Source organism: Streptomyces sp. NPDC085596 (genome assembly GCF_044541565.1).
Taxonomy (GTDB): Bacteria; Actinomycetota; Actinomycetes; order Streptomycetales; family Streptomycetaceae; genus Streptomyces.
Window position 1 is genome coordinate 358,602 of record NZ_JBITTC010000001.1, and the last position, 18,156, is coordinate 376,757.

Sequence of the window (18,156 nt, forward strand, 5' to 3'; positions counted from 1 at the left end):
GATTGCGTTAGAGTCGTGGGCATGTTCGCGCAGACGACTCAGAACTGGTGGTGGACCGCTTCTCCGGCGGCCCGCTGACTGCGCGTATCCATAAGACTTACGCGAAGGCCGCCCGAGGGCGGCCTTCGGTGTTTTCCGGGGTCGTTTCCTCGACCGGCGTCCGCCGTCCCGCTTCCGGGACCGACGCAAGAGGACGTTGATGAACCCGACCGACCCCACCGACCTGGCCCGTCTCGCCGACGGCAGCCGCCCCTTCGCCCTGCTGCACCGCCGCACCCCAGGCCGGGACACCTCCTCGGTGGAGGTGCTGCTCGGCCCGGTCACCGCCCATGAGGAGCTGGCCGAACTGCCCGACGAGGGCCTGGCGCTGATCCCGTTCCGGCAGATCCGCGAGCGCGGCTTCGACGTCCGCGACGACGGCACCCCGCTGCTGGTGCTCCATCCCGAGGAGTCGTACGAGGTCCCGCTCGCGCGGGCGCTGGACACCCTGCCCGCGCACCCGGTGCGGGTCGAGGACGGCGGCTTCGACGTGCCCGACGAGGAGTACGGGGAGATCGTCGGCCGGGTGCTGCGCGAGGAGATCGGGCGGGGCGAGGGCGCCAACTTCGTGATCCGGCGTACGTACCAGGGCGAGATCCCCGGCTTCTCACGGGCCGACGCGCTGGCGCTGTTCCGGCGGCTGCTGGCGGGCGAGCGGGGCGCGTACTGGACGTTCGTGGTGCACACCGGGGACCGGACGCTGGTCGGGGCGAGTCCGGAGGTGCATGTGCGGATGTCCGGCGGCACGGTGGTGATGAACCCGATCAGCGGCACCTACCGGTATCCCGCCGAGGGCCCGACCCCGGAGCACCTGCTGGACTTCCTCGCCGACGCCAAGGAGACCGAGGAGCTGTCCATGGTCGTCGACGAGGAACTCAAGATGATGTGCACGGTCGGCGACCGGGGCGGGGTGGTCGTCGGCCCGCGGCTGAAGGAGATGGCGCACCTCGCGCACACCGAGTACGAACTGCGCGGGAAGACCTCGCTGGACGTCCGGGACGTACTGCGCGAGACCATGTTCGCGGCGACCGTCACCGGCTCGCCGGTGCAGAACGCCTGCCGGGTGATCGAGCGGTACGAGCCCACCGGGCGCGGCTACTACGCGGGCGCGCTCGCCCTGCTCGGCCGGGACGCCGGGGGCGCCCGCACCCTGGACTCCCCCATCCTGATCCGCACCGCCGACATCGCCGCCGACGGACACCTGAAGGTGCCGGTCGGCGCGACGCTGGTGCGCGGCTCGGACCCGGCCGGTGAGGTGGCGGAGACCCATGCGAAGGCGGCGGGCGTGCTGGCCGCGCTCGGGGTGCGGCCCGCCCGGCCGCGCGCGGAGCGGGAGCGGCCCCGGCTGGCTGACGACCCGAGAGTGCGGGCCGCGCTGGACGGCCGCCGCTCGGCGCTGGCGCCGTTCTGGCTGCGGATGCGGGAGCCGGCCGCCCCGCTGGGCGCGCACGCGCTGGTGATCGACGGCGAGGACACGTTCACCGCGATGCTGGCGCACGTGCTGCGCTCGGGCGGCCTGGAGGTGACCGTACGGCGCTTCGACGAGCCGGGGCTGACCGAGGCGGTGCGGGCGCACGAGGGCCCGGTGGTGCTGGGTCCCGGCCCCGGCGATCCCTCGGACCCGGCCGACCCGAAGATGCGGCGGCTGCGCGAGCTGACGGCGGCCGTGCTGCGCGGGCACGGGCACGGGGTGCTCGGGGTGTGCCTGGGGCACGAGCTGATCGCGGCGGAACTGGGTCTGGACATCGTCCGCAAGCGGGTGCCGTACCAGGGGGCGCAGACCGTGATCGACCTGTTCGGGCGGCCGGAGACGGTCGGTTTCTACAACAGCTTCGTGGCCCGCTGCGACGACGAGGCGGCGCGGGAACTGGCCGCGCACGGCGTGGAGGTGAGCCGTACGCGGGACGGCGAGGTGCACGCGCTGCGCTCCGGCCGGTTCGCCTCGGTGCAGTTCCACCCGGAGTCGGTGCTGACCGTCAACGGTGCCGATCTGGTGCGGGAGTTGGTCTCCGGCCTGCTGACGGCGCGCACCGGCTCCTGACAGGCGGGCGTCAGCCGAAGAACACCCCGGCCTCCGCGTACAGCTCCGGGTCGACCGTCTTCAGTTCGGCGGTCGCCTCGGAGATCGGGATGCGCTCGATGCGGGTGCCGTGGAGGGCGACCATCTTGCCGAAGTCGCCGTCGTGGACACAGTCGATGGCGTGCAGTCCGAAGCGGGTGGCGAGCCAGCGGTCGAAGGCGCTGGGGGTGCCGCCGCGCTGGACATGTCCGAGCACGGTGGTACGGGCCTCCTTGCCGGTGCGCTGCTCGATCTGCTTCGCCAGCCACTCCCCCACCCCGGACAGCCGCACATGCCCGAAGGAGTCGTGCGACTCGTCCTTGAGCACCATCTCGCCCTCGCTGGGCATCGCGCCCTCCGCGACGACGACGATCGGGGCGTACGCCGCCTCGAAGCGTGAGGTGATCCAGGCGCACACCTGGTCGAGGTCGAAGCGGTGCTCGGGAATGAGGATGACGTTGGCGCCCCCGGCGAGCCCGGAGTGCAGCGCGATCCAGCCCGCGTGCCGGCCCATCACCTCGCAGACCAGGACCCGCATGTGGGACTCGGCGGTGGTGTGCAGCCGGTCGATGGCCTCGGTGGCGATGTTGACGGCGGTGTCGAAGCCGAAGGTGTAGTCGGTGCCGGAGAGGTCGTTGTCGATGGTCTTGGGCACGCCCACGCAGGGGATGCCGTGCTCCTCGTAGAGCGTGGCGGCGACGCCGAGGGTGTCCTCGCCGCCGATGGCGATCAGCGCGTCGACGCCCTGTTCGGCGAGGTTCTCCCGGACCCGGCGCACCCCGTCCTCGGCCTTGAGCGGGTTGGTGCGCGAGGAGCCGAGGATGGTGCCGCCGCGCGGGAGGATGCCGCGCACGGCGGGGATGTCCAGCGGGACGGTCCGGCCTTCGAGGGGGCCGCGCCAGCCGTCCCGGAAGCCGGTGAAGTCGTAGCCGTACTCCTGGACGCCCTTGCGGACGATGGCCCGGATGACGGCGTTGAGGCCCGGGCAGTCGCCGCCCCCGGTCAGTACTCCGACGCGCATGGCTCGTCCCTTCGCCGCGGTTTCCCGACTACGCCACGGTAAGGGTGATACAGGTCACACAACGAGGGGGAGGGGGCGATTCCGGTGAATCACCGCGCGGCGGAGTGGTCCCCGGCGGGCTCAGATGCCGCGTCCTTCCGCTCCGCGTCCTTCCGCTCCGCCGGACGGGTCGGCGAGCCCGGCGCGCCGGGGCCGGCCTGCGCGGGTACCGCTCCGACGGCTCCCTGGGGCATCGGCCGCACCCTGCGGGCCAGGCGCCGGTACAGGTGGGGCAGGAAGACATAGAAGCGGTCGGGGAGGAACGCTGCGTCCGCGATGATCATCGCGCTCGAGAAGAGCGGCAGCCCCATGAGGACCGCGATGCCGAGGTGCATGCCGAGCAGCATGACGAGCACCGGGTACTTGAGCCTGCCGAAGAGCACGAACGGGAAGGCCACCTGCAACAGCACCGTCATGTATCCGGCGACCGCGACAAGGGTCGTGTGCTCGTCCACGAGCTGGGAGAGGGCGGGCCAGGGCCGGAAGAGTTCGAGGTGGAGTACGTAGTGGAGCGCGGTGCCGCTGCCCCAGGAGGCGCCCTGGACCTTGTACAGGCCGGCTGATCCGTACAGGAAGCAGACCTGGGCGGCGATGAGGAACATGCCGCAGTTGTGCACGACGGTGGTCAGGGTGTGCCGGGCGCCCCGCAGCTCCTGTACGAGAGGGCCGCCCTTCACCGGTTTCCGTGGCTCACCGCCCGCCCGGGCCGCCTTCACCCGGACCCTGCGCGCGTCCAGGGACCAGCGCCGGCCGCACGCGGTGAGGACGAGGTAGAGGGACATCAGCAGGATCAGGTTGTCGCCGCCGTCGGTCATGAAGATCGCGCGGGCATGGAACGAGGTCACCACGAGGGCGAAGAGGACGGACGTGATCCGGGTGCGCCAGCCCAGCATGAACAGCGTGGACGTGACGACGGCCGCCGCGTAGCAGAGCTCCAGCCAGGCCCGGTCGTCGGACAGGGTCAGGAAGCTGTTCCACCCCGTCTGGCCGAAGAGCTGTCGGGCCAGCGCGGGCGTCCACGGCGAGCCGGGGCCCCAGATCTCGTCGCGGTGCGGGAACTCACGCAGCAGGAAGCCCAGATAGAGGAAGCCGTAGCCGATGCGCAGCACCGACGCGGCGTACAGGGACACCGGCCGGCCGGTCAGCAGCTCCCGGAGGGCGTCGCACCGGGAGGTCGGGGGAATCTGCTCATTTCCCATGGGTGGGCACCTTCCACCACGGCAGAAGCCGGTTCTCGGCGGGCTTCGGCGAGCTGCTGCCCGCCGCGGAGCCCGAAGCGGGGACGGGCCGGGTGATGACACGGAGCTGGACGAAGTCGAACGAGCCGCCCCCGTGAGCGGCGACGCGCTCCGCGGCGATGTTGGCCAGATACTGCTGCATCATCTGGGCTCGTTCGGTACGGGCCTTGTCGTCCCCGCCGTGCGAATCGACGTAGGAGGACCAGGCGCGGCGCAACAGGTTCTGGGCCGTGTGGCTCGGGAACGGATTGTGCTCGACCGCCGCGTGGTCCACCGCGGTCAGGTCGAACCAGCCGCTCGCCCGGGAAGATCCGCCCGGGCCGGTGCGGGCCGTTCTCACCAGGATCTGCCGGTTGACGGATTCAGGCTCCGGCGCGAAAAGCCGCCAATTCTGCTCGAAAAAAGGAAAAACCCACGCGTTGATCTGCGGGCTGAATCGCTTGGACACGGTATTGGCGGGCGCGACGTGAAGAAATACCAGAAACACGTGGACGAGAGCCGCCGTCACGCAAAGAATCACGGTGGTCCACAGCCCTGTCCTCAGCAGGAGGACGCCGGTCGGCCAGTTTTCCGACGCCGGCGGATCGCCAGGACGCTCCAGTGCGGCCGGACCGGAATCGGAGTGCTGAATGTCCTCCGCCTCCGCCTCGGCCGATTCGATTCGGGTCGGCACCGCCACCCGCCTCTCTCATGTCGACTGCTCATGTCCGATATTCACCGCGGACCGCCACGGGCGGCGCACGGCGGGTCCGGGAGGGACTCGCCGTGCGCCGTCGTCCGGTGAAAACGGGTCACCGCGGTGGGTGCTGTCTAGCCCTTGTAGGACTTGCCGTAGTCGCCCATCTCCGGGACCTTCGGCATGTCCTCGTAGCCGTAGCTCTCGTCGGGCTGCTTGCCGTGGTCCGGCTTGCTGTCGGGCTTGCTGTCGTGGCCGTGGCCGTGGCCCGGCTTGACCTCGTGGTGCGGCTTCTCGGGCTTGCCGCCGTGGGCCGGCTTGCCGCCGTGACCCGGCTTGTTGCCGTTGCCGCCGACGGTGTTGCCCGCCGTGTTGCCGGAGGTGGTGTTGCCGGCGGTATTGCCCGCCGTGTTCCCGGACGTGTTGCCGGCGATGTTGCCCGAGGTGTCACCACCCGTGACGTCGATGATGGGTCCGCCCAGAACTCCGCCCGTCACCAGGCCGCCACTGAGCAGACCGCCGGTGGTGGCACCCGCGACGGTTCCCGTGGTCGTGCTGCCGGTCGTCGTGCCGGTCGTGGTTCCCGTGGTCGTGCCCGTCGTCGTGCCACCGGTGGTGGTGGTCGCGCACGAGTTGAGGAAGATCCGGTTGGTGTCGAGCGTCACGGCGCCGTTACGGGCCAGCGCCCGGCCCTCGATGTTCGTCCCCGTGGTGACGCTGATCGAGGTCAGGGCCATGATGGTGCCGACGAAGGTGGAGTTCGTGCCCAGGGTGGCCGAACTGCCGATCTGCCAGTACACGTTGCACGGCGAAGCGCCGTTGGTGAGCAGCACCCGGCTGGAGGACGCCGTGGTGAGGGCCTCCGGGATCTGGAACACCCAGACGGCGTTCGGGTTACCGCCGGCGTCCAGGATCAGGTCGCCGGTGAGGCCGACACCGGCCACGGCGGTGTGGACGCCCGGAAGCAGGGTGTTGCCGTTGCCGATGCCCGCCGGGAGCGCGAAGTCCGTGGCCTGGCCGGCGGCGTTGTTGTACGCCGTGACCAGGTCGGACTTTGCCTGGGCCGCGGCGGCGTCGGCGGAGTGGACGGCGCCGAGCACCTGGCCGGGCGGGAAGCCGGTGATGGCCGTCCCCGGATGCACTCCGAGGTCCTGGCCGATCACCGAGGGCCCGGTGTTGGTGACCTGCGAACCCGCGAGCACGGAGTAACTGGTGGCCGTCGCCAGCGGTACGGGCGTGGCGATGGCCAGCGCCGGCGTCGGCGTGAGGGCGACCATCGTGGCGGCGACCGTCGCGGCGAGGGCCGAGGCGAGCACGCCGGACAGAGAGCGGCGGTGAGCCACTTGATGGAACTTCAGCTTCATCGAAGGCCATTTCCTGTGGGGGCCGTGGCATCCGGGCCCTATCCGAACGCCCGGTAGCCTTGTTGCTGTTGCGGCATATTACGCAGGAAATTCACGCGCCGAAAAAATAAATGAACGACCGCGAAAGGTAATCGTTTCTTCATTGGCCATGAAGCGGGATGAAAAGAATCAGACTCAAAATTCCGATCATCCGGCGCATCCCCCGAACGCACCAAAGCGGATTACGTCGGACGGGTGGGCCCCGTGCCGCCCGGCCGCGATGTATGCGCCGCCGCGCATGAGTCGGTGCCGCCAGTCGGGTGGTTGTGCGTGAGTTGCCGGTGAGCGGGCGCGGCGGTCAGTTCGCCACTACCCCGATTGAGCTAGGTCAGTCGTCGAGGCCGCGCTCGATCGCGTACCGCACCAGCTCCACCCGGTTGTGCAGCTGGAGCTTGCCCAGGGTGTTCTGGACGTGGTTCTGGACCGTGCGGTGCGAGATGACCAGGCGTTCCGCGATCTGCTTGTAGCTCAGCCCCTTGGCGACCAGCCGCAGTACCTCGGTCTCCCGGTCGGTGAGCCGGGGCGCGCCCGGCGCTCCGGCCTCCGGGGCGGGCGCGGGCTCGGCGGCCAGCCGCCGGTACTCGCCGAGGACCAGTCCGGCGAGGCCGGGTGTGAACACCGGGTCGCCGACGGCGGTACGACGCACCGCGTCCAGCAGTTCGCCGGTGGACGCCGACTTCAGCAGATAGCCGGTGGCGCCCGACTTCACGGCCTCCAGCACATCGGCGTGCTCGCCGCTGGCGGAGAGCACCAGGACGCGCAAGGCCGGGTTGTGGGCGATGAGTTCCTTGCACACCTGCACACCGGGCTTGGCGGGCAGGTTGAGGTCGAGCACCAGCACGTCGGGGGCGGCGGCCTTGGCGCGGCGCACCGCCTGCTCGCCGTCGCCCGCGGTGGCGACCACGTGCAGCCCGGACTCGGCCAGGTCGCGGGCGACCGCGTCGCGCCACATGGGGTGGTCGTCGACCACCATCACCTTGATCGGGTCCTGCTCGCTCATCGCCGTTCCGCCTTCCCCCGCGCCGCGCGGGCGCTCTTCGGTACCTTCAGCTCGACCTCGGTGCCCTGTCCGGGCACGGAGATCACCTCCGCGCTGCCGCCGAGGTCGCGCAGCCGTCCCCGGATCGACTGGGCCACCCCGAGCCTGCCCTCGCCCTCGGCGCGGGCGAGGCGGCCCTCGGGAATGCCGGGGCCGTCGTCGCGGACGGTGACGATGATCTCGTCGGGCTCGTCCTCGACCAGAATCCAGGCGCGGGCCTCGTCGCCCGCGTGCCGGCGCACATTGTCCAGCGCGGCTCCGACAGCGGCCGCCAGCTCGCGGGCCGCGGCCGGGTCCAGCCGTACGGGCGCTCCCGGTTCGGCCAGGCTCACCCGGGAACCGGCGTACGGGGCGAGCAGGGTGCGCAGGTCCAGGGGGCCGTCGTCGTCCGGCGCGGGGCCGGCCGGGGTGCGGGCGGCGGGGAGCAGGCCGCCGGAGACCAGGGTGCGCAGGGCGACCTCCTGGTCTCCGGCGAGCCGTCCCAGCTCGGCCGCCTCGCCGCCGATGACCATGCCGCGCCGTTGCACCATGGCCAGCACCTGGAGCACGCTGTCGTGGATGTCGCGGGCGAGGCGCTCCCGTTCGCGGGTGGCGGCCTCGATCTCCAGGGCGCGGGCGAGGGTGCGCTCGGAGGCGCGGGCGACCTCGACCACGTAGCCGATGGCGATGGCGGCGACCCAGACCAGGATCACGTTGTGCACGGTGTCCCGCGCCGGGGCGCCCCGCTCGACCAGGTGGGCCACGGCGACCGCCGTGGAGGCGCCGGCCGCCCAGCGCCAGCCGCCCTTCAGGGCGAAGGCGAGCACCGCGCCGGCCGTCCATATCGTCGGCAGGGTGGGACCGCCGGCGGCGATCCGGTGCGGGTCGTCGGCGAGCGGGGTGAGCAGGATGCCGAGGACCGCGACGGCCAGGTCGGCCGCGAGGAACCACCGGGTGCAGCGGGCCGCGCTCGTCACCCGGGTCACGGTGGCGAGCGTCCAGAGGACCAGCAGCGCGTAGTAGGCGAGGGCCACCCAGGGGCGGACGAAGTGGCCGTAGGCGGTGGCGCCCAGCCCGATGGCGTACAGCATCGTCAGGACGCGGTAGCCGGTGAGCGCGCGCCACAGCGGCAGCTCCACCGACATCCGCATGACCCGTTCGCCCCCGGCCATGACCGCCCCCCGCCTCCCCCGGGCCGGGCTCGCTAGGCCCCGGTCCGCTCCGTCTGCTCCGCTTCCCGCTCGGCCTTCTCGGCCTTGCCGGCCTCCTTCGCCGCCTTCGCCGCGTCCGCCATCTGCCGCTTGGCGGCCGTCGCGTAGATGTCGACGTACTCCTGGCCGGAGAGCTTCATGATCTCGTACATGACCTCGTCGGTCACCGCCCGCAGCACGAACCGGTCGTGGTCCATGCCGTGGTAGCGGCTGAAGTCCAGCGGCTTGCCGATCCGGATGCCGGGCCGCATCAGCTTCGGCATCACCTTGCCGGGCGGCTGGATCTTCTCGGTGTCGATCATCGCCACCGGGATGACCGGCGCCCCGGTGGCCAGCGCCACGCGGGCCAGACCGCCGGGCTTGCCCCGGTAGAGGCGGCCGTCGGGCGAGCGGGTGCCCTCGGGGTAGATACCGAACAGCTCACCGCGCTGCAGCACCTCTATGCCGCTCTTGATCGCGGCCTCGCCCGCACCGCGCGCGCCGGAGCGGTCGACGGGGAGCTGCCCGACGCCCTTGAAGAAGGCGGCGGTCAGCCGTCCCTTGACTCCGGGGGTGGTGAAGTACTCGGCCTTGGCGATGAAGGTGACCTTGCGGTCCAGCATCACGGGCAGGAAGAACGAGTCCGAGAAGGACAGGTGATTGCTCGCCAGAATGGCGGGCCCCTCGGCCGGGATGTTCTCCAGTCCCTCGACCCAGGGTCTGAAGGCGACCTTCAGCGGCCCCCCGATGGCAACCTTCATCGTGCCGTACAACACCCGCGTGCCTCCCGTTTCCGTCGAACAGACCTTATCCCGGACCGCCGCCAATGGCGCCGACGACCCTGGTCGGTGGCGATGCGGTCGCGTACGGTGAAGCACATCCGCCAGTACCGCACTCCCCATACATCCACATACCGGAACAGGAGCCCAAAGGTGCCGGTCCTCCCCGGAGCCGAGCCGTACCGCCATGACGGCGGAGAGGTGGGCGTCCTCCTCTGTCACGGCTTCACCGGCTCGCCCCAGTCGCTGCGCCCGTGGGCGGAGCACCTCGCCGCGCACGGCCTGTCGGTGTCGCTGCCCCTGCTGCCCGGTCACGGCACCCGCTGGGAGGACCTTCGGGCCACCGGCTGGCAGGACTGGTACGCGCGGGTCGACCGCGAGCTGTGGCAGCTCTCCGAGCGCTGCGAGCGGGTGTTCGTCGCGGGTCTGTCGATGGGCGGCGCGCTGGCGCTGCGGCTGGCGGCCCGGCACGGCGAACGCGTCGCCGGAGTGGTCGTCGTCAACCCGGCGAACCGGGTGCACGGACTCGCCGCGCACGCGCTGCCCGTGGTCCGGCACCTGGTGCCCTCCACCAAGGGCATCGCCAGCGACATCGCCAAGGGCGCCACCACCGAGCTGGGCTACGACCGGGTCCCGCTGCACGCGGCGCACTCCCTGCGGCGCTTCCTGCGCGTGGTGGACGGTGAGCTGCCGCAGGTCACCCAGCCGTTGCTGCTGCTGCGCAGCGCCGTGGACCATGTGGTCCCGGCGGCCGACTCCGCGCGGGTGCTGAGCCGGGTGTCCTCCACGGACGTAACCGAGAGCGTGCTGGAACAGAGTTACCACGTGGCGACGTTGGACCATGACGCGGACCGGATCGTCGAGGAGAGCCTCGCCTTCATCGACCGGCTCGCACCCCGTGTCGGCAAGGAAGGGACGGCCCCCGTTGGCTGAGCACGACTCCGACCGCGAGGGCCGCGAGCCGGACGAGCAGGGCGTCCCCTTCGACGAGGACGCCGTCTGGCGGGCCATCGTCGCGGGGTACGGCGCCGAGCCGCCGGACCCGCCGGGCTCCCGGCCCTTCCGGTCCATCGAGGATCTCGCCCTGCCGGAGAAGGACCTCGAACCGGCCGAGGACGCCGAAGAAGCCGGGGACGCCGAGGACGCCGGGGACGGCGCCGATGACGAGGCGACGAAGGCCGCGCCCGTACGGCCGCTGGGCAGCTCGGTCAGGTTCGCGCCCGGTGTCGGACCCCGCGACCACTCGCCGGCCGAGCCCGACGACGGCGAGGGCCACTTCGTACCGCCCGAGCCGCCGCCGCTGCCCGTCGCCGACACCACCGCCAAGTTCGCCTGGCTCGGGGTGGTCGGCGGCCCGATCCTGCTGCTGCTCGCCGTGCTGCTGGGCTGGGAGATGACCTGGTGGCTGACGACGCTCGCCATCGGCGGCTTCCTCGGCGGCTTCGTCACCCTGGTGACCCGGATGCGCACGGACGAGGACGGCGACGACGACCCCGGCCGGGGCGCCGTCGTCTGAGCTTCGCTACCCGCTCGCCGGGATTCTGAGGGCGGCCAGGACCGGAAGGTGGTCCGTGGCCGCCCTCAGGTCGCTCCCGGTGACGCCGGGCAGGTCGGTGGGGACCCCGCAGGCCAGTACCTCGATGCCTTTGGTGGCGAGGACGGCGTCGATACGGCGGGCCGGGGCCGTGGCGGGGAAGGTGTCCGTGCCGCCTCGGGGGGCGACGGCCGCGGCGTCCTGGAGGGCGTCGGCGAGCTGGGTGAAGGCGGGGCCGGCCGGGCCCTCGTTCAGGTCGCCGCCGATCACGGCATGCTCCACGCCCAGGGCACCGAGGCGTTCCAGGAGCAGGCCGCTCTGGGCTTGGCGTTCGGCCTTCTGGAGGCCGAGGTGGCAGGAGATGAGCCCCAGCCGGGCCTTGCCGAAGCGGACGACCGCGGTGGCGAGGCCCCGTCGGTGCTGGCCCGGCGTGAGGGGCAGCAGGGTGTCCTCGGCGCGTTCGACCGTGGCCCGCATGGAGCAGAGGATGGCGGGGCCCGCGGCGGGGGCTCCGCCGGTGAGGTAGACCAGACCGGTGGCCGTGGCCAGGCGGGCCAGCTTCTTGCGCCAGCGGAAGAAGCGGGGGGCTTCCTGGAGGAGGAGTACGTCCGGGGCGCAGGCGGTGATGATTCTGGCCAGGGCCTCGGTGTCGTCTCTCAGCGAGCGGATGTTGTAGCTGAGGACCCTGATGATCGCGGAACCGTCTGACTCCGTACGGGAGTTGGGGAACGGGGTTGGCATGTGATCAACCTACTCGGGGCGCGGGGATCATTCCCCGCGCCCCTGAGGTCGGCACACCGGAAGTGGGTGTCACATGACCGGGTCGGGCTCCCGTGCCAGGTCGGCCGCGCCGACCAGGCCGGCCTTGTTGCCGAGCTGGGCCGCGATGACGTCGGCCACCGGGCGCCAGTTGCCGCCGACCAGCCAGCGCTTGTACGACTTGCGGATCGGGTCGAGGACCAGCTCGCCCTCGTCGGAGAGGCCGCCGCCCACGATGAACGCGGACGGGTCGAACAGCGAGGCCAGGTCCGCGAGGCCGGCGCCCGCCCAGCGGGCCAGCTCGCGGTAGGAGTCCACGGCCACCGGGTCGCCCTGACGGGCGGCCACCGAGATGTGCTTGCCCTCGATGCCGTCGGGGGTGCCGTCGCCCAGGCCCAGCAGGATCTCGGCGTTCTCCGGGGTGGCGTTGGCGCGCTGCTTGGCGTAGCGGACCAGGGCGCGGCCGGAGGCGTACTGCTCCCAGCAGCCCTGCGAGCCGCAGCCGCACAGCAGGCCGTCCGGGACCATCCGGATGTGGCCGAACTCGGCGGCCACGCCGAAGTGACCCCGGCGCAGCTTGTTGCCGATGATGATGCCGCCGCCGAGGCCGGTGCCGAGCGTGATGCAGATGACGTTGCGGTGGCCCTTGCCCGCGCCGAACTTGTACTCGCCCCAGGCGGCCGCGTTGGCGTCGTTCTCGACGACGACCGGGAGACCCACGCGGGCCTCGACCTTCTCCTTGAGCGGCTCCTGGCGCCAGTCGATGTTGGGCGCGAAGTACACGGTCGAGCGCTGCCGGTTCACATAGCCGGCCGCACCGATGCCCACGCCGACGATGTCGTGTCCGGCACGCGCGCCCTCCACGGCCGAGGCGATGGCGTCCACGATGGCCTCGGGCGTGCTGGGGGTCGGCACCTTGAAGGTCGAGAGGATGTTGCCTTCCTCGTCGACCACGCCGGCCGCGATCTTGGTGCCGCCGATGTCGACGCCGATGGTGAGTCCCATGAATCCCTCAGTTCCGGTCGAGCCCCGCTAGGGCCAACGGTACCCGAGGCCCCACCGGGGCAGACCGTCAGTCCAGGTCGATGCGCTCGCCCGGTCCGGTGCCCTCACCTGGGTCGCGGCGGCCGGCGGCGGGGTCCGTGCCGTCCGGGGGCGGGGTGGGGGCGCTCGTGGTCCAGCGGTGCTCCTGGGCCTGGACGGCCGAGCGGTAGGCGGCGAGCAGCTCGCTCCCGGCGGCGGCGAGGTGGTCGAAGACCTGGGGGTTGCGCTCGACGACCGGTTCGACGGCGGCCTTGGCCTGCTGGACCATCTGGCGCACCGCCTGTTGCGCGGCGGGTCCGGCGACGGCGCCGAGCAGCGGGGACTGCAGGCCGGTGAGCTTGTCGGCCACGGTGTCCATGAGCCGGCGCAGCTCCTCGGCGGCGGTGCCGGGAGGCGGGGCGCCGGTGCCGCGGCGGCGGGCCTTCTCGGCGGCCAGGTCCTCGGCGGTGGCGGTGGCCCAGGCGTCTGCGTCGCTCACGCGCGGCTGCTGGGGAGCTTCGGGCTCCTCGGAGGGCTGGGGTGCGGGGCGCTCTTCGCTCATGGCGGGCTCCTGACTACGGTTCGCGTCTTCGACGTTACCCGAACGGTGGTGTCCGTTCACCGTCCCGGCGCGGGCCACAGGGCGGGATCGGGCGCGAACCGGACACACAGTTCGCCGTCGGTGAGCGCGGCTCCGGCGACGGTGCAGCGGCGCAGGGCGGAGGGCAGCGGCACGATCCGGTGGAAGGGCCCGGCGGTGACGACGAGTTCGTCGCCGCGCCGGATCAGGTCGAGGTCGCCCCGTACGGCGCCGGGCAGCGGGAGGCGCCAGACGAGCGTGCCGTCCTCGGCGAGGCGGTCGGTGACCGGCCACTCGACGGGAGCGGGCGCGGGGCTGACGCCGGGCGGGGCGAGGGCGGTGAGGTCCTCGGTGCCGCGCGGGTCGCGGCCGAGGTGGGGGACGGTGTGCACGTCGTACGCCTCGGACCAGTCGGCCAGGGTCTTGCGCTGCTGGGCGACGGGTCCCGCGAGCCAGGTGCCGTCGGCGGACTCGGGCAGGACCCGGTTGGCGATCAGGGACTCGGCGCGCAGTCCGCGCAGGGCGAGACCGAGGCCGGCGGTGCGTACGGCGTCGTCCCCGGCCGGGCCCGGTTCGGCGACCAGGCGGACGGTGGTGCCCCGGTCGGCGACGACCGCTTCGACGGCGGCGAGTTCGAGGTCCCAGCGGGCGGCCGTCTCGTAGAGCCAGTCGGCGGGCATGGGGACCCCGGCAAGGCGGCCGAGGACCGGGCGCAGGGCGCGGGCGGCCTGGCGCTCGGGGGGCAGGAGGCGGCGCAGGTAGCGGCGGAGTTCCTCGGGGAGGGCGAGCAGGGCGAGGGCCGCCGGCAGCGGGGGGAGGTCCACGACGAGCAGGTCGTAGCGCTCGGAGAGGGCGGCGTCGCGCAGGGCGCGCAGGAGGGACAGTTCCTCGGCGCCGGGCAGCGGGGTGACCTCCTCGGCGTCCAGCCGGGAGGCACCGAGGAGGTCGAGGACCGTTGCGGCCCGGCTCTGGAAGGCGGTGAGGTCCTCGCGGAAGCGGGCGCCGGCGTCGGGGCGCCAGACGGTGAGGTTCTCGGCGGCCTCGGTGGGCGTGGGTCCCGTCACCGTGCCCAGGGCCGCGCCGAGGGTGTCGGCCCGGTCGGCGCCGAGCACGAGCACGCGGGCGCCGGTGCGGGCGGCGGCGAGCCCGGTGGCGGCGGCGACGCTGGTGCGGCCACTGCCGCCCGGCCCGGTGATCAGGAGGGTACGCATGAGGCTGAACGGTAACGGAGCCGCACGCCGGCCGAGGCCGCCGACGGGGCCTCTACGGGAAGAGCCCGGGGTCAGGAACCCGTCTCGACGCGCTTCTTCAGACCGGCCAGCGCGCGGTCGATGATGACCTTCTCGGCCTTGCGCTTGATCATGCCGAGCATGGGGATCTTGACGTCGACCGTGAGGCGGTAGGTGACCTCGGTGGCGCCGGCGCCCGCGGGCTTGAGGAGGTAGGTGCCGTCCAGGGAGCGGAGCATCTGGGACTTCACCAGGGTCCAGGAGACCTCGTGCTCGCCGGTCCAGGTGTAGGCGAGGGTCTGGTCGTCCTTGATGGCGCCCGCGTCCATGACGAGGCGCACCTCCTCGGCGCGGCCCCGGCCGTCGGTCTCCAGGACCTCGGCCTCCTTCACCTCGCCGGTCCAGTCCGGGTAGCGGGAGAAGTCGGCGATCACCGCCATGACATCGGCCGGGGCCGCCTCGATCGTGATGCTCGAACTGGTGTGTTCCGCCATCGTCGTGGCTCCTCCAGATGCGGCCGAAGAACGTTCTCTCACGCGCGGGGTGCGCACGTGTGTGCAGCGTGAAGGCTACCGCGCCGCCCTCGGGCCGCCGTCACCCCGGTGCCGCGTGCGTGGCCGCTTCGCCACCGTGGTCACCACTCCAGCGCCCACGGCCTGCCCGTACCGGCGAAGTGCCCCACGTTCACGCACTCGGTCGCGCCGATCCGCATCCGGCGGGCGAGCGGCTGGTGGACGTGGCCGAAGAGGGAGTAGCGGGGCCTGGTGCGCTTGATGGCGGCCAGCAGGGCCCGGCTGCCGCGCTCGAAGCGACGGGCGACGGTGTCGTAGACCAGTTCGGGCACCTCGGGCGGGATGTGGGTGCACAGCACGTCCACCTCGCCGACGGCCTCGATCTTCGCCGCGTACTCCTCGTCGTCGATCTCGTAGGGGGTGCGCATCGGAGTGCGCAGGCCGCCGCCGACGAAGCCGAAGACGCGGCCGCCGATCTCCACCCGCTCGCCGTCCAGCACGGTGGTGCCGGGCCCGGCGTACTCGCGCCACAGCGGGGGCATGTCGACGTTGCCGTAGGTGGCGTAGGTCGGGGTGGGGAAGGCGGCGAACATCTCGGCGTACTGGCGGCGCACGGCCTGCTCGATGGCGGCGTCCCGGTCGGCGCCGATGCCGGCCCACAGCCGGCGGCCGAGGGCGCGTGCCTCCTCGAAGCGGCGGGCGGTGCGCAGCTCGACGATCCGGTCGGCGTTCTCCGCGCCGAACAGGTCGGGGAAGATCCCTCGCGAGTGGTCGGCGTAGTCGAGGAAGAGGACGAGGTCACCGAGGCAGATCAGCGCGTCGGCGCCCTCTCCGGCCCGTGCGAGGTCACGGGCGTTCCCGTGCACATCGCTGATCACGTGAACGCGGGTGCCGCGGGTCCGGGGACCCCGGGCGGGTGTGGAAGCCATGGCGATCAAGGGTAGAGGTGTGCGGTGTACGTGAACAGTGGCGCTTCTGGCCTGCGGTTACTCGCCCGTTGGTCAAGAGGTGGACTACTGTGCGCCAAAGCAGGTTATCCCGTGTGACGCAGCGAACATCTGGCACGGACCCCCTGTCCCAGAGGTCATACCGACGGGTAACGTCCGGGCAGTCCGGTCGTGCTCCGGAAGAACACCCCGGCAGGCGGGACCCCCCGAGCACCCGTCCGAGCCATGGACCGCACCGTCGCATCACACAGTGTCGTGGCGCCGGCGCCCTACGAGGAGCAGCAGTTTTGCGCGAGTTCAGCCTTCCGGCTTTGTACGAGGTCCCCGCCGACGGCAATCTGACGGACATCGTCCGCAGAAACGCCGCCCAGCACCCGGACGTCGCCGTCATCGCCCGCAAGGTGGGCGGCTCCTGGCAGGACGTGACGGCGCGGCAGTTCCTCGCCGAGGTCCACACCGCGGCCAAGGGCATCATCGCCGCCGGTGTGCAGCCGGGCGACCGGGTCGGCCTGATGTCCCGCACCCGCTACGAGTGGACGCTGCTGGACTTCGCCATCTGGAGCGCCGGCGCGGTCACCGTGCCGGTGTACGAGACGAGTTCGCCGGAGCAGGTCCGCTGGATTCTCTCCGACTCGGGCGCGACCGCCTGCTTCGTGGAGCTGGACGGCCACGCGGCCTCCGTGGACTCGGTGCGCGAGTCGCTGCCGGCGCTCAAGCACGTGTGGCAGATCGAGGCCGGGGGCCTGGAGGAGCTGACTCGGCTCGGCCAGGACGTGTCGGACGCGACGCTCGCGGAGCGCGGCTCCCTCGCCAAGGCGGACGACCCGGCGACCATCGTCTACACCAGCGGCACCACCGGCCGCCCCAAGGGCTGTGTGCTGACCCACCGCAGCTTCTTCGCGGAGTGCGGCAACATCGTGGAGCGCCTGCGTCCGCTGTTCCGTACCGGTGAGTGCTCGGTGCTGCTGTTCCTGCCGCTGGCGCACGTCTTCGGGCGGCTGGTGCAGGTCGCGCCGATGATGGCGCCGATCAAGCTGGGCTGTGTCCCGGACATCAAGAACCTCACCGACGAGCTGTCCGCGTTCCGGCCGACGCTGATCCTGGGCGTCCCGCGCGTCTTCGAGAAGGTCTACAACACCGCGCGGGCCAAGGCGCAGGCCGACGGCAAGGGCGCGATCTTCGACAAGGCCGCGGACGTCGCCATCGCCTACAGCAACGCGCTGGACACCCCGGCGGGCCCGTCGCTGAAGCTGAAGCTCAAGCACAAGGTCTTCGACAAGCTGGTCTACGGCAAGCTGCGGGCGGTGCTCGGCGGCCGGGGCGAGTTCGCGATCTCGGGCGGCGCCCCGCTGGGTGAGCGGCTCGGCCACTTCTTCCGGGGCATCGGGTTCACGGTGCTGGAGGGCTACGGCCTGACCGAGTCCTGCGCGGCGACGGCGTTCAACCCGTGGGACCGGCAGAAGATCGGCACGGTCGGCCAGCCGCTGCCCGGCTCGGTCGTGCGGATAGCGGACGACGGCGAGGTGCTGCTGCACGGCGAGCACCTGTTCAAGGAGTACTGGAACAACCCCGACGCGACCGCCGAGGCGCTGGCCGACGGCTGGTTCCACACCGGGGACATCGGCACCCTGGACGAGGACGGCTACCTCCGGATCACCGGCCGCAAGAAGGAGATCATCGTCACGGCGGGCGGCAAGAACGTCGCCCCGGCGGTGATCGAGGACCGTATCCGCGCGCACGCGCTGGTCGCGGAGTGCATGGTGGTGGGCGACGGGCGGCCGTTCGTGGGCGCGCTGGTCACCATCGACGAGGAGTTCCTTGGCCGTTGGGCCGCCGAGAACGGCAAGCCCGCGGACTCCACGGCGACTTCGCTGCGCGAGGACCCGGAGCTGAACGCGGCGGTACAGGCGGCCGTGGACGACGGCAACGCGGCGGTGTCGAAGGCGGAGTCGGTGCGCAAGTTCCGTATCCTGCCGATCCAGTTCACCGAGGAGTCGGGTCACCTCACGCCCTCGCTGAAGCTGAAGCGGAACGTGGTGGCGAAGGACTACGCGGCCGACATCGAGGCCATCTACGCCAAGCAGACCGCCTCCTGACGCACCATCACCGA

18 protein-coding genes are annotated in these 18,156 nt (G+C 71.9%); 5 read left to right on the plus strand and 13 right to left on the minus strand.

All coding sequences use genetic code 11. The features are described from left to right. Nucleotides 1-21 precede the first annotated feature (21 nt). The gene (locus ACIGA3_RS01645; protein WP_361819786.1) at nucleotides 22-78 is read left to right on the plus strand and encodes a trp operon leader peptide; all 57 of its coding nucleotides are present in this window, start codon (nucleotides 22-24) and stop codon (nucleotides 76-78) included. Between the two features lie 121 nt (nucleotides 79-199). Beyond that, complete coding sequence (locus ACIGA3_RS01650) at nucleotides 200-2,080, plus strand: anthranilate synthase family protein (RefSeq protein WP_399709224.1); 1,881 nt, start codon at nucleotides 200-202, stop codon at nucleotides 2,078-2,080. A gap of 10 nt (nucleotides 2,081-2,090) precedes the next feature. On the opposite strand, the gene ACIGA3_RS01655 is transcribed toward ACIGA3_RS01650, so the two are convergent. The 7 genes from ACIGA3_RS01655 to ACIGA3_RS01685 all read right to left on the minus strand — a co-directional run bounded on the left by ACIGA3_RS01655 (nucleotide 2,091) and on the right by ACIGA3_RS01685 (nucleotide 9,456). After that, nucleotides 2,091-3,119 (minus strand): 6-phosphofructokinase, encoded by a 1,029-nt coding sequence (locus ACIGA3_RS01655; RefSeq protein WP_399709227.1) that lies wholly within the window; start codon nucleotides 3,117-3,119, stop codon nucleotides 2,091-2,093. Nucleotides 3,120-3,208: 89 nt separating this feature from the next. Next, nucleotides 3,209-4,357, minus strand: a complete 1,149-nt coding sequence (locus ACIGA3_RS01660) for an HTTM domain-containing protein (RefSeq protein ID WP_399709230.1) — start codon at nucleotides 4,355-4,357, stop codon at nucleotides 3,209-3,211. After that, nucleotides 4,347-5,075 carry a DUF5819 family protein gene (locus ACIGA3_RS01665; RefSeq protein WP_399709233.1) on the minus strand — a complete coding sequence of 243 codons (729 nt, stop codon included), beginning with the start codon at nucleotides 5,073-5,075 and terminating at the stop codon, nucleotides 4,347-4,349. Before ACIGA3_RS01665 ends, ACIGA3_RS01660 begins: the two co-directional genes overlap by 11 nt. A 131-nt stretch (nucleotides 5,076-5,206) precedes the next feature. Then, complete coding sequence (locus tag ACIGA3_RS01670) at nucleotides 5,207-6,436, minus strand: ice-binding family protein (RefSeq protein ID WP_399709235.1); 1,230 nt, start codon at nucleotides 6,434-6,436, stop codon at nucleotides 5,207-5,209. Between the two features lie 367 nt (nucleotides 6,437-6,803). Next, entirely contained in the window at nucleotides 6,804-7,475 is a 672-nt protein-coding gene (locus tag ACIGA3_RS01675; protein WP_399709238.1) for a response regulator, read from the minus strand. Then, entirely contained in the window at nucleotides 7,472-8,665 is a 1,194-nt protein-coding gene (macS, locus tag ACIGA3_RS01680; RefSeq protein WP_399709241.1) for a MacS family sensor histidine kinase, read from the minus strand. Before macS ends, ACIGA3_RS01675 begins: the two co-directional genes overlap by 4 nt. Nucleotides 8,666-8,697: 32 nt before the next feature. Continuing rightward, entirely contained in the window at nucleotides 8,698-9,456 is a 759-nt protein-coding gene (locus ACIGA3_RS01685) for a lysophospholipid acyltransferase family protein (protein WP_399710752.1), read from the minus strand. 159 nt (nucleotides 9,457-9,615) lie between these two features. Here ACIGA3_RS01685 and ACIGA3_RS01690 point away from each other — a divergent pair, with 159 nt between their 5' ends. Together ACIGA3_RS01690 and ACIGA3_RS01695 are read left to right on the plus strand one after the other, a co-directional pair. Further along, nucleotides 9,616-10,395, plus strand: a complete 780-nt coding sequence (locus tag ACIGA3_RS01690; RefSeq protein ID WP_399709244.1) for an alpha/beta hydrolase — start codon at nucleotides 9,616-9,618, stop codon at nucleotides 10,393-10,395. Continuing rightward, nucleotides 10,388-10,978 carry a hypothetical protein gene (locus ACIGA3_RS01695; protein ID WP_399709247.1) on the plus strand — a complete coding sequence of 197 codons (591 nt, stop codon included), beginning with the start codon at nucleotides 10,388-10,390 and terminating at the stop codon, nucleotides 10,976-10,978. The genes ACIGA3_RS01690 and ACIGA3_RS01695 overlap by 8 nt, the downstream gene beginning before the upstream one ends. Nucleotides 10,979-10,984: 6 nt before the next feature. Here the strand turns inward: ACIGA3_RS01695 and ACIGA3_RS01700 are convergent, their stop codons facing one another. The 6 genes from ACIGA3_RS01700 to ACIGA3_RS01725 all read right to left on the minus strand — a co-directional run bounded on the left by ACIGA3_RS01700 (nucleotide 10,985) and on the right by ACIGA3_RS01725 (nucleotide 16,028). Further along, a complete protein-coding gene (locus ACIGA3_RS01700) occupies nucleotides 10,985-11,737 on the minus strand; it encodes an endonuclease/exonuclease/phosphatase family protein (protein ID WP_399709249.1) in 753 nt (250 codons plus the stop codon). Nucleotides 11,738-11,806: 69 nt separating this feature from the next. After that, on the minus strand, nucleotides 11,807-12,760 hold the full coding sequence (locus ACIGA3_RS01705) for an ROK family glucokinase (RefSeq protein ID WP_030810283.1): 954 nt from the start codon (nucleotides 12,758-12,760) through the stop codon (nucleotides 11,807-11,809). 67 nt (nucleotides 12,761-12,827) lie between these two features. Next, entirely contained in the window at nucleotides 12,828-13,340 is a 513-nt protein-coding gene (locus ACIGA3_RS01710) for a DUF5304 domain-containing protein (protein ID WP_399709254.1), read from the minus strand. Nucleotides 13,341-13,396: 56 nt separating this feature from the next. Next, nucleotides 13,397-14,569, minus strand: a complete 1,173-nt coding sequence (locus tag ACIGA3_RS01715; protein WP_399709257.1) for an ArsA family ATPase — start codon at nucleotides 14,567-14,569, stop codon at nucleotides 13,397-13,399. 71 nt (nucleotides 14,570-14,640) lie between these two features. Continuing rightward, nucleotides 14,641-15,081 (minus strand): SRPBCC family protein, encoded by a 441-nt coding sequence (locus tag ACIGA3_RS01720; RefSeq protein ID WP_399709260.1) that lies wholly within the window; start codon nucleotides 15,079-15,081, stop codon nucleotides 14,641-14,643. Nucleotides 15,082-15,221: 140 nt separating this feature from the next. Further along, a complete protein-coding gene (locus tag ACIGA3_RS01725; RefSeq protein WP_399709262.1) occupies nucleotides 15,222-16,028 on the minus strand; it encodes a metallophosphoesterase in 807 nt (268 codons plus the stop codon). 305 nt (nucleotides 16,029-16,333) lie between these two features. Between ACIGA3_RS01725 and ACIGA3_RS01730 the strand changes: the two genes are divergently transcribed. Further along, nucleotides 16,334-18,142 (plus strand): AMP-dependent synthetase/ligase, encoded by a 1,809-nt coding sequence (locus ACIGA3_RS01730; RefSeq protein ID WP_399709265.1) that lies wholly within the window; start codon nucleotides 16,334-16,336, stop codon nucleotides 18,140-18,142. The last annotated feature ends 14 nt before the right edge of the window (nucleotides 18,143-18,156 follow it).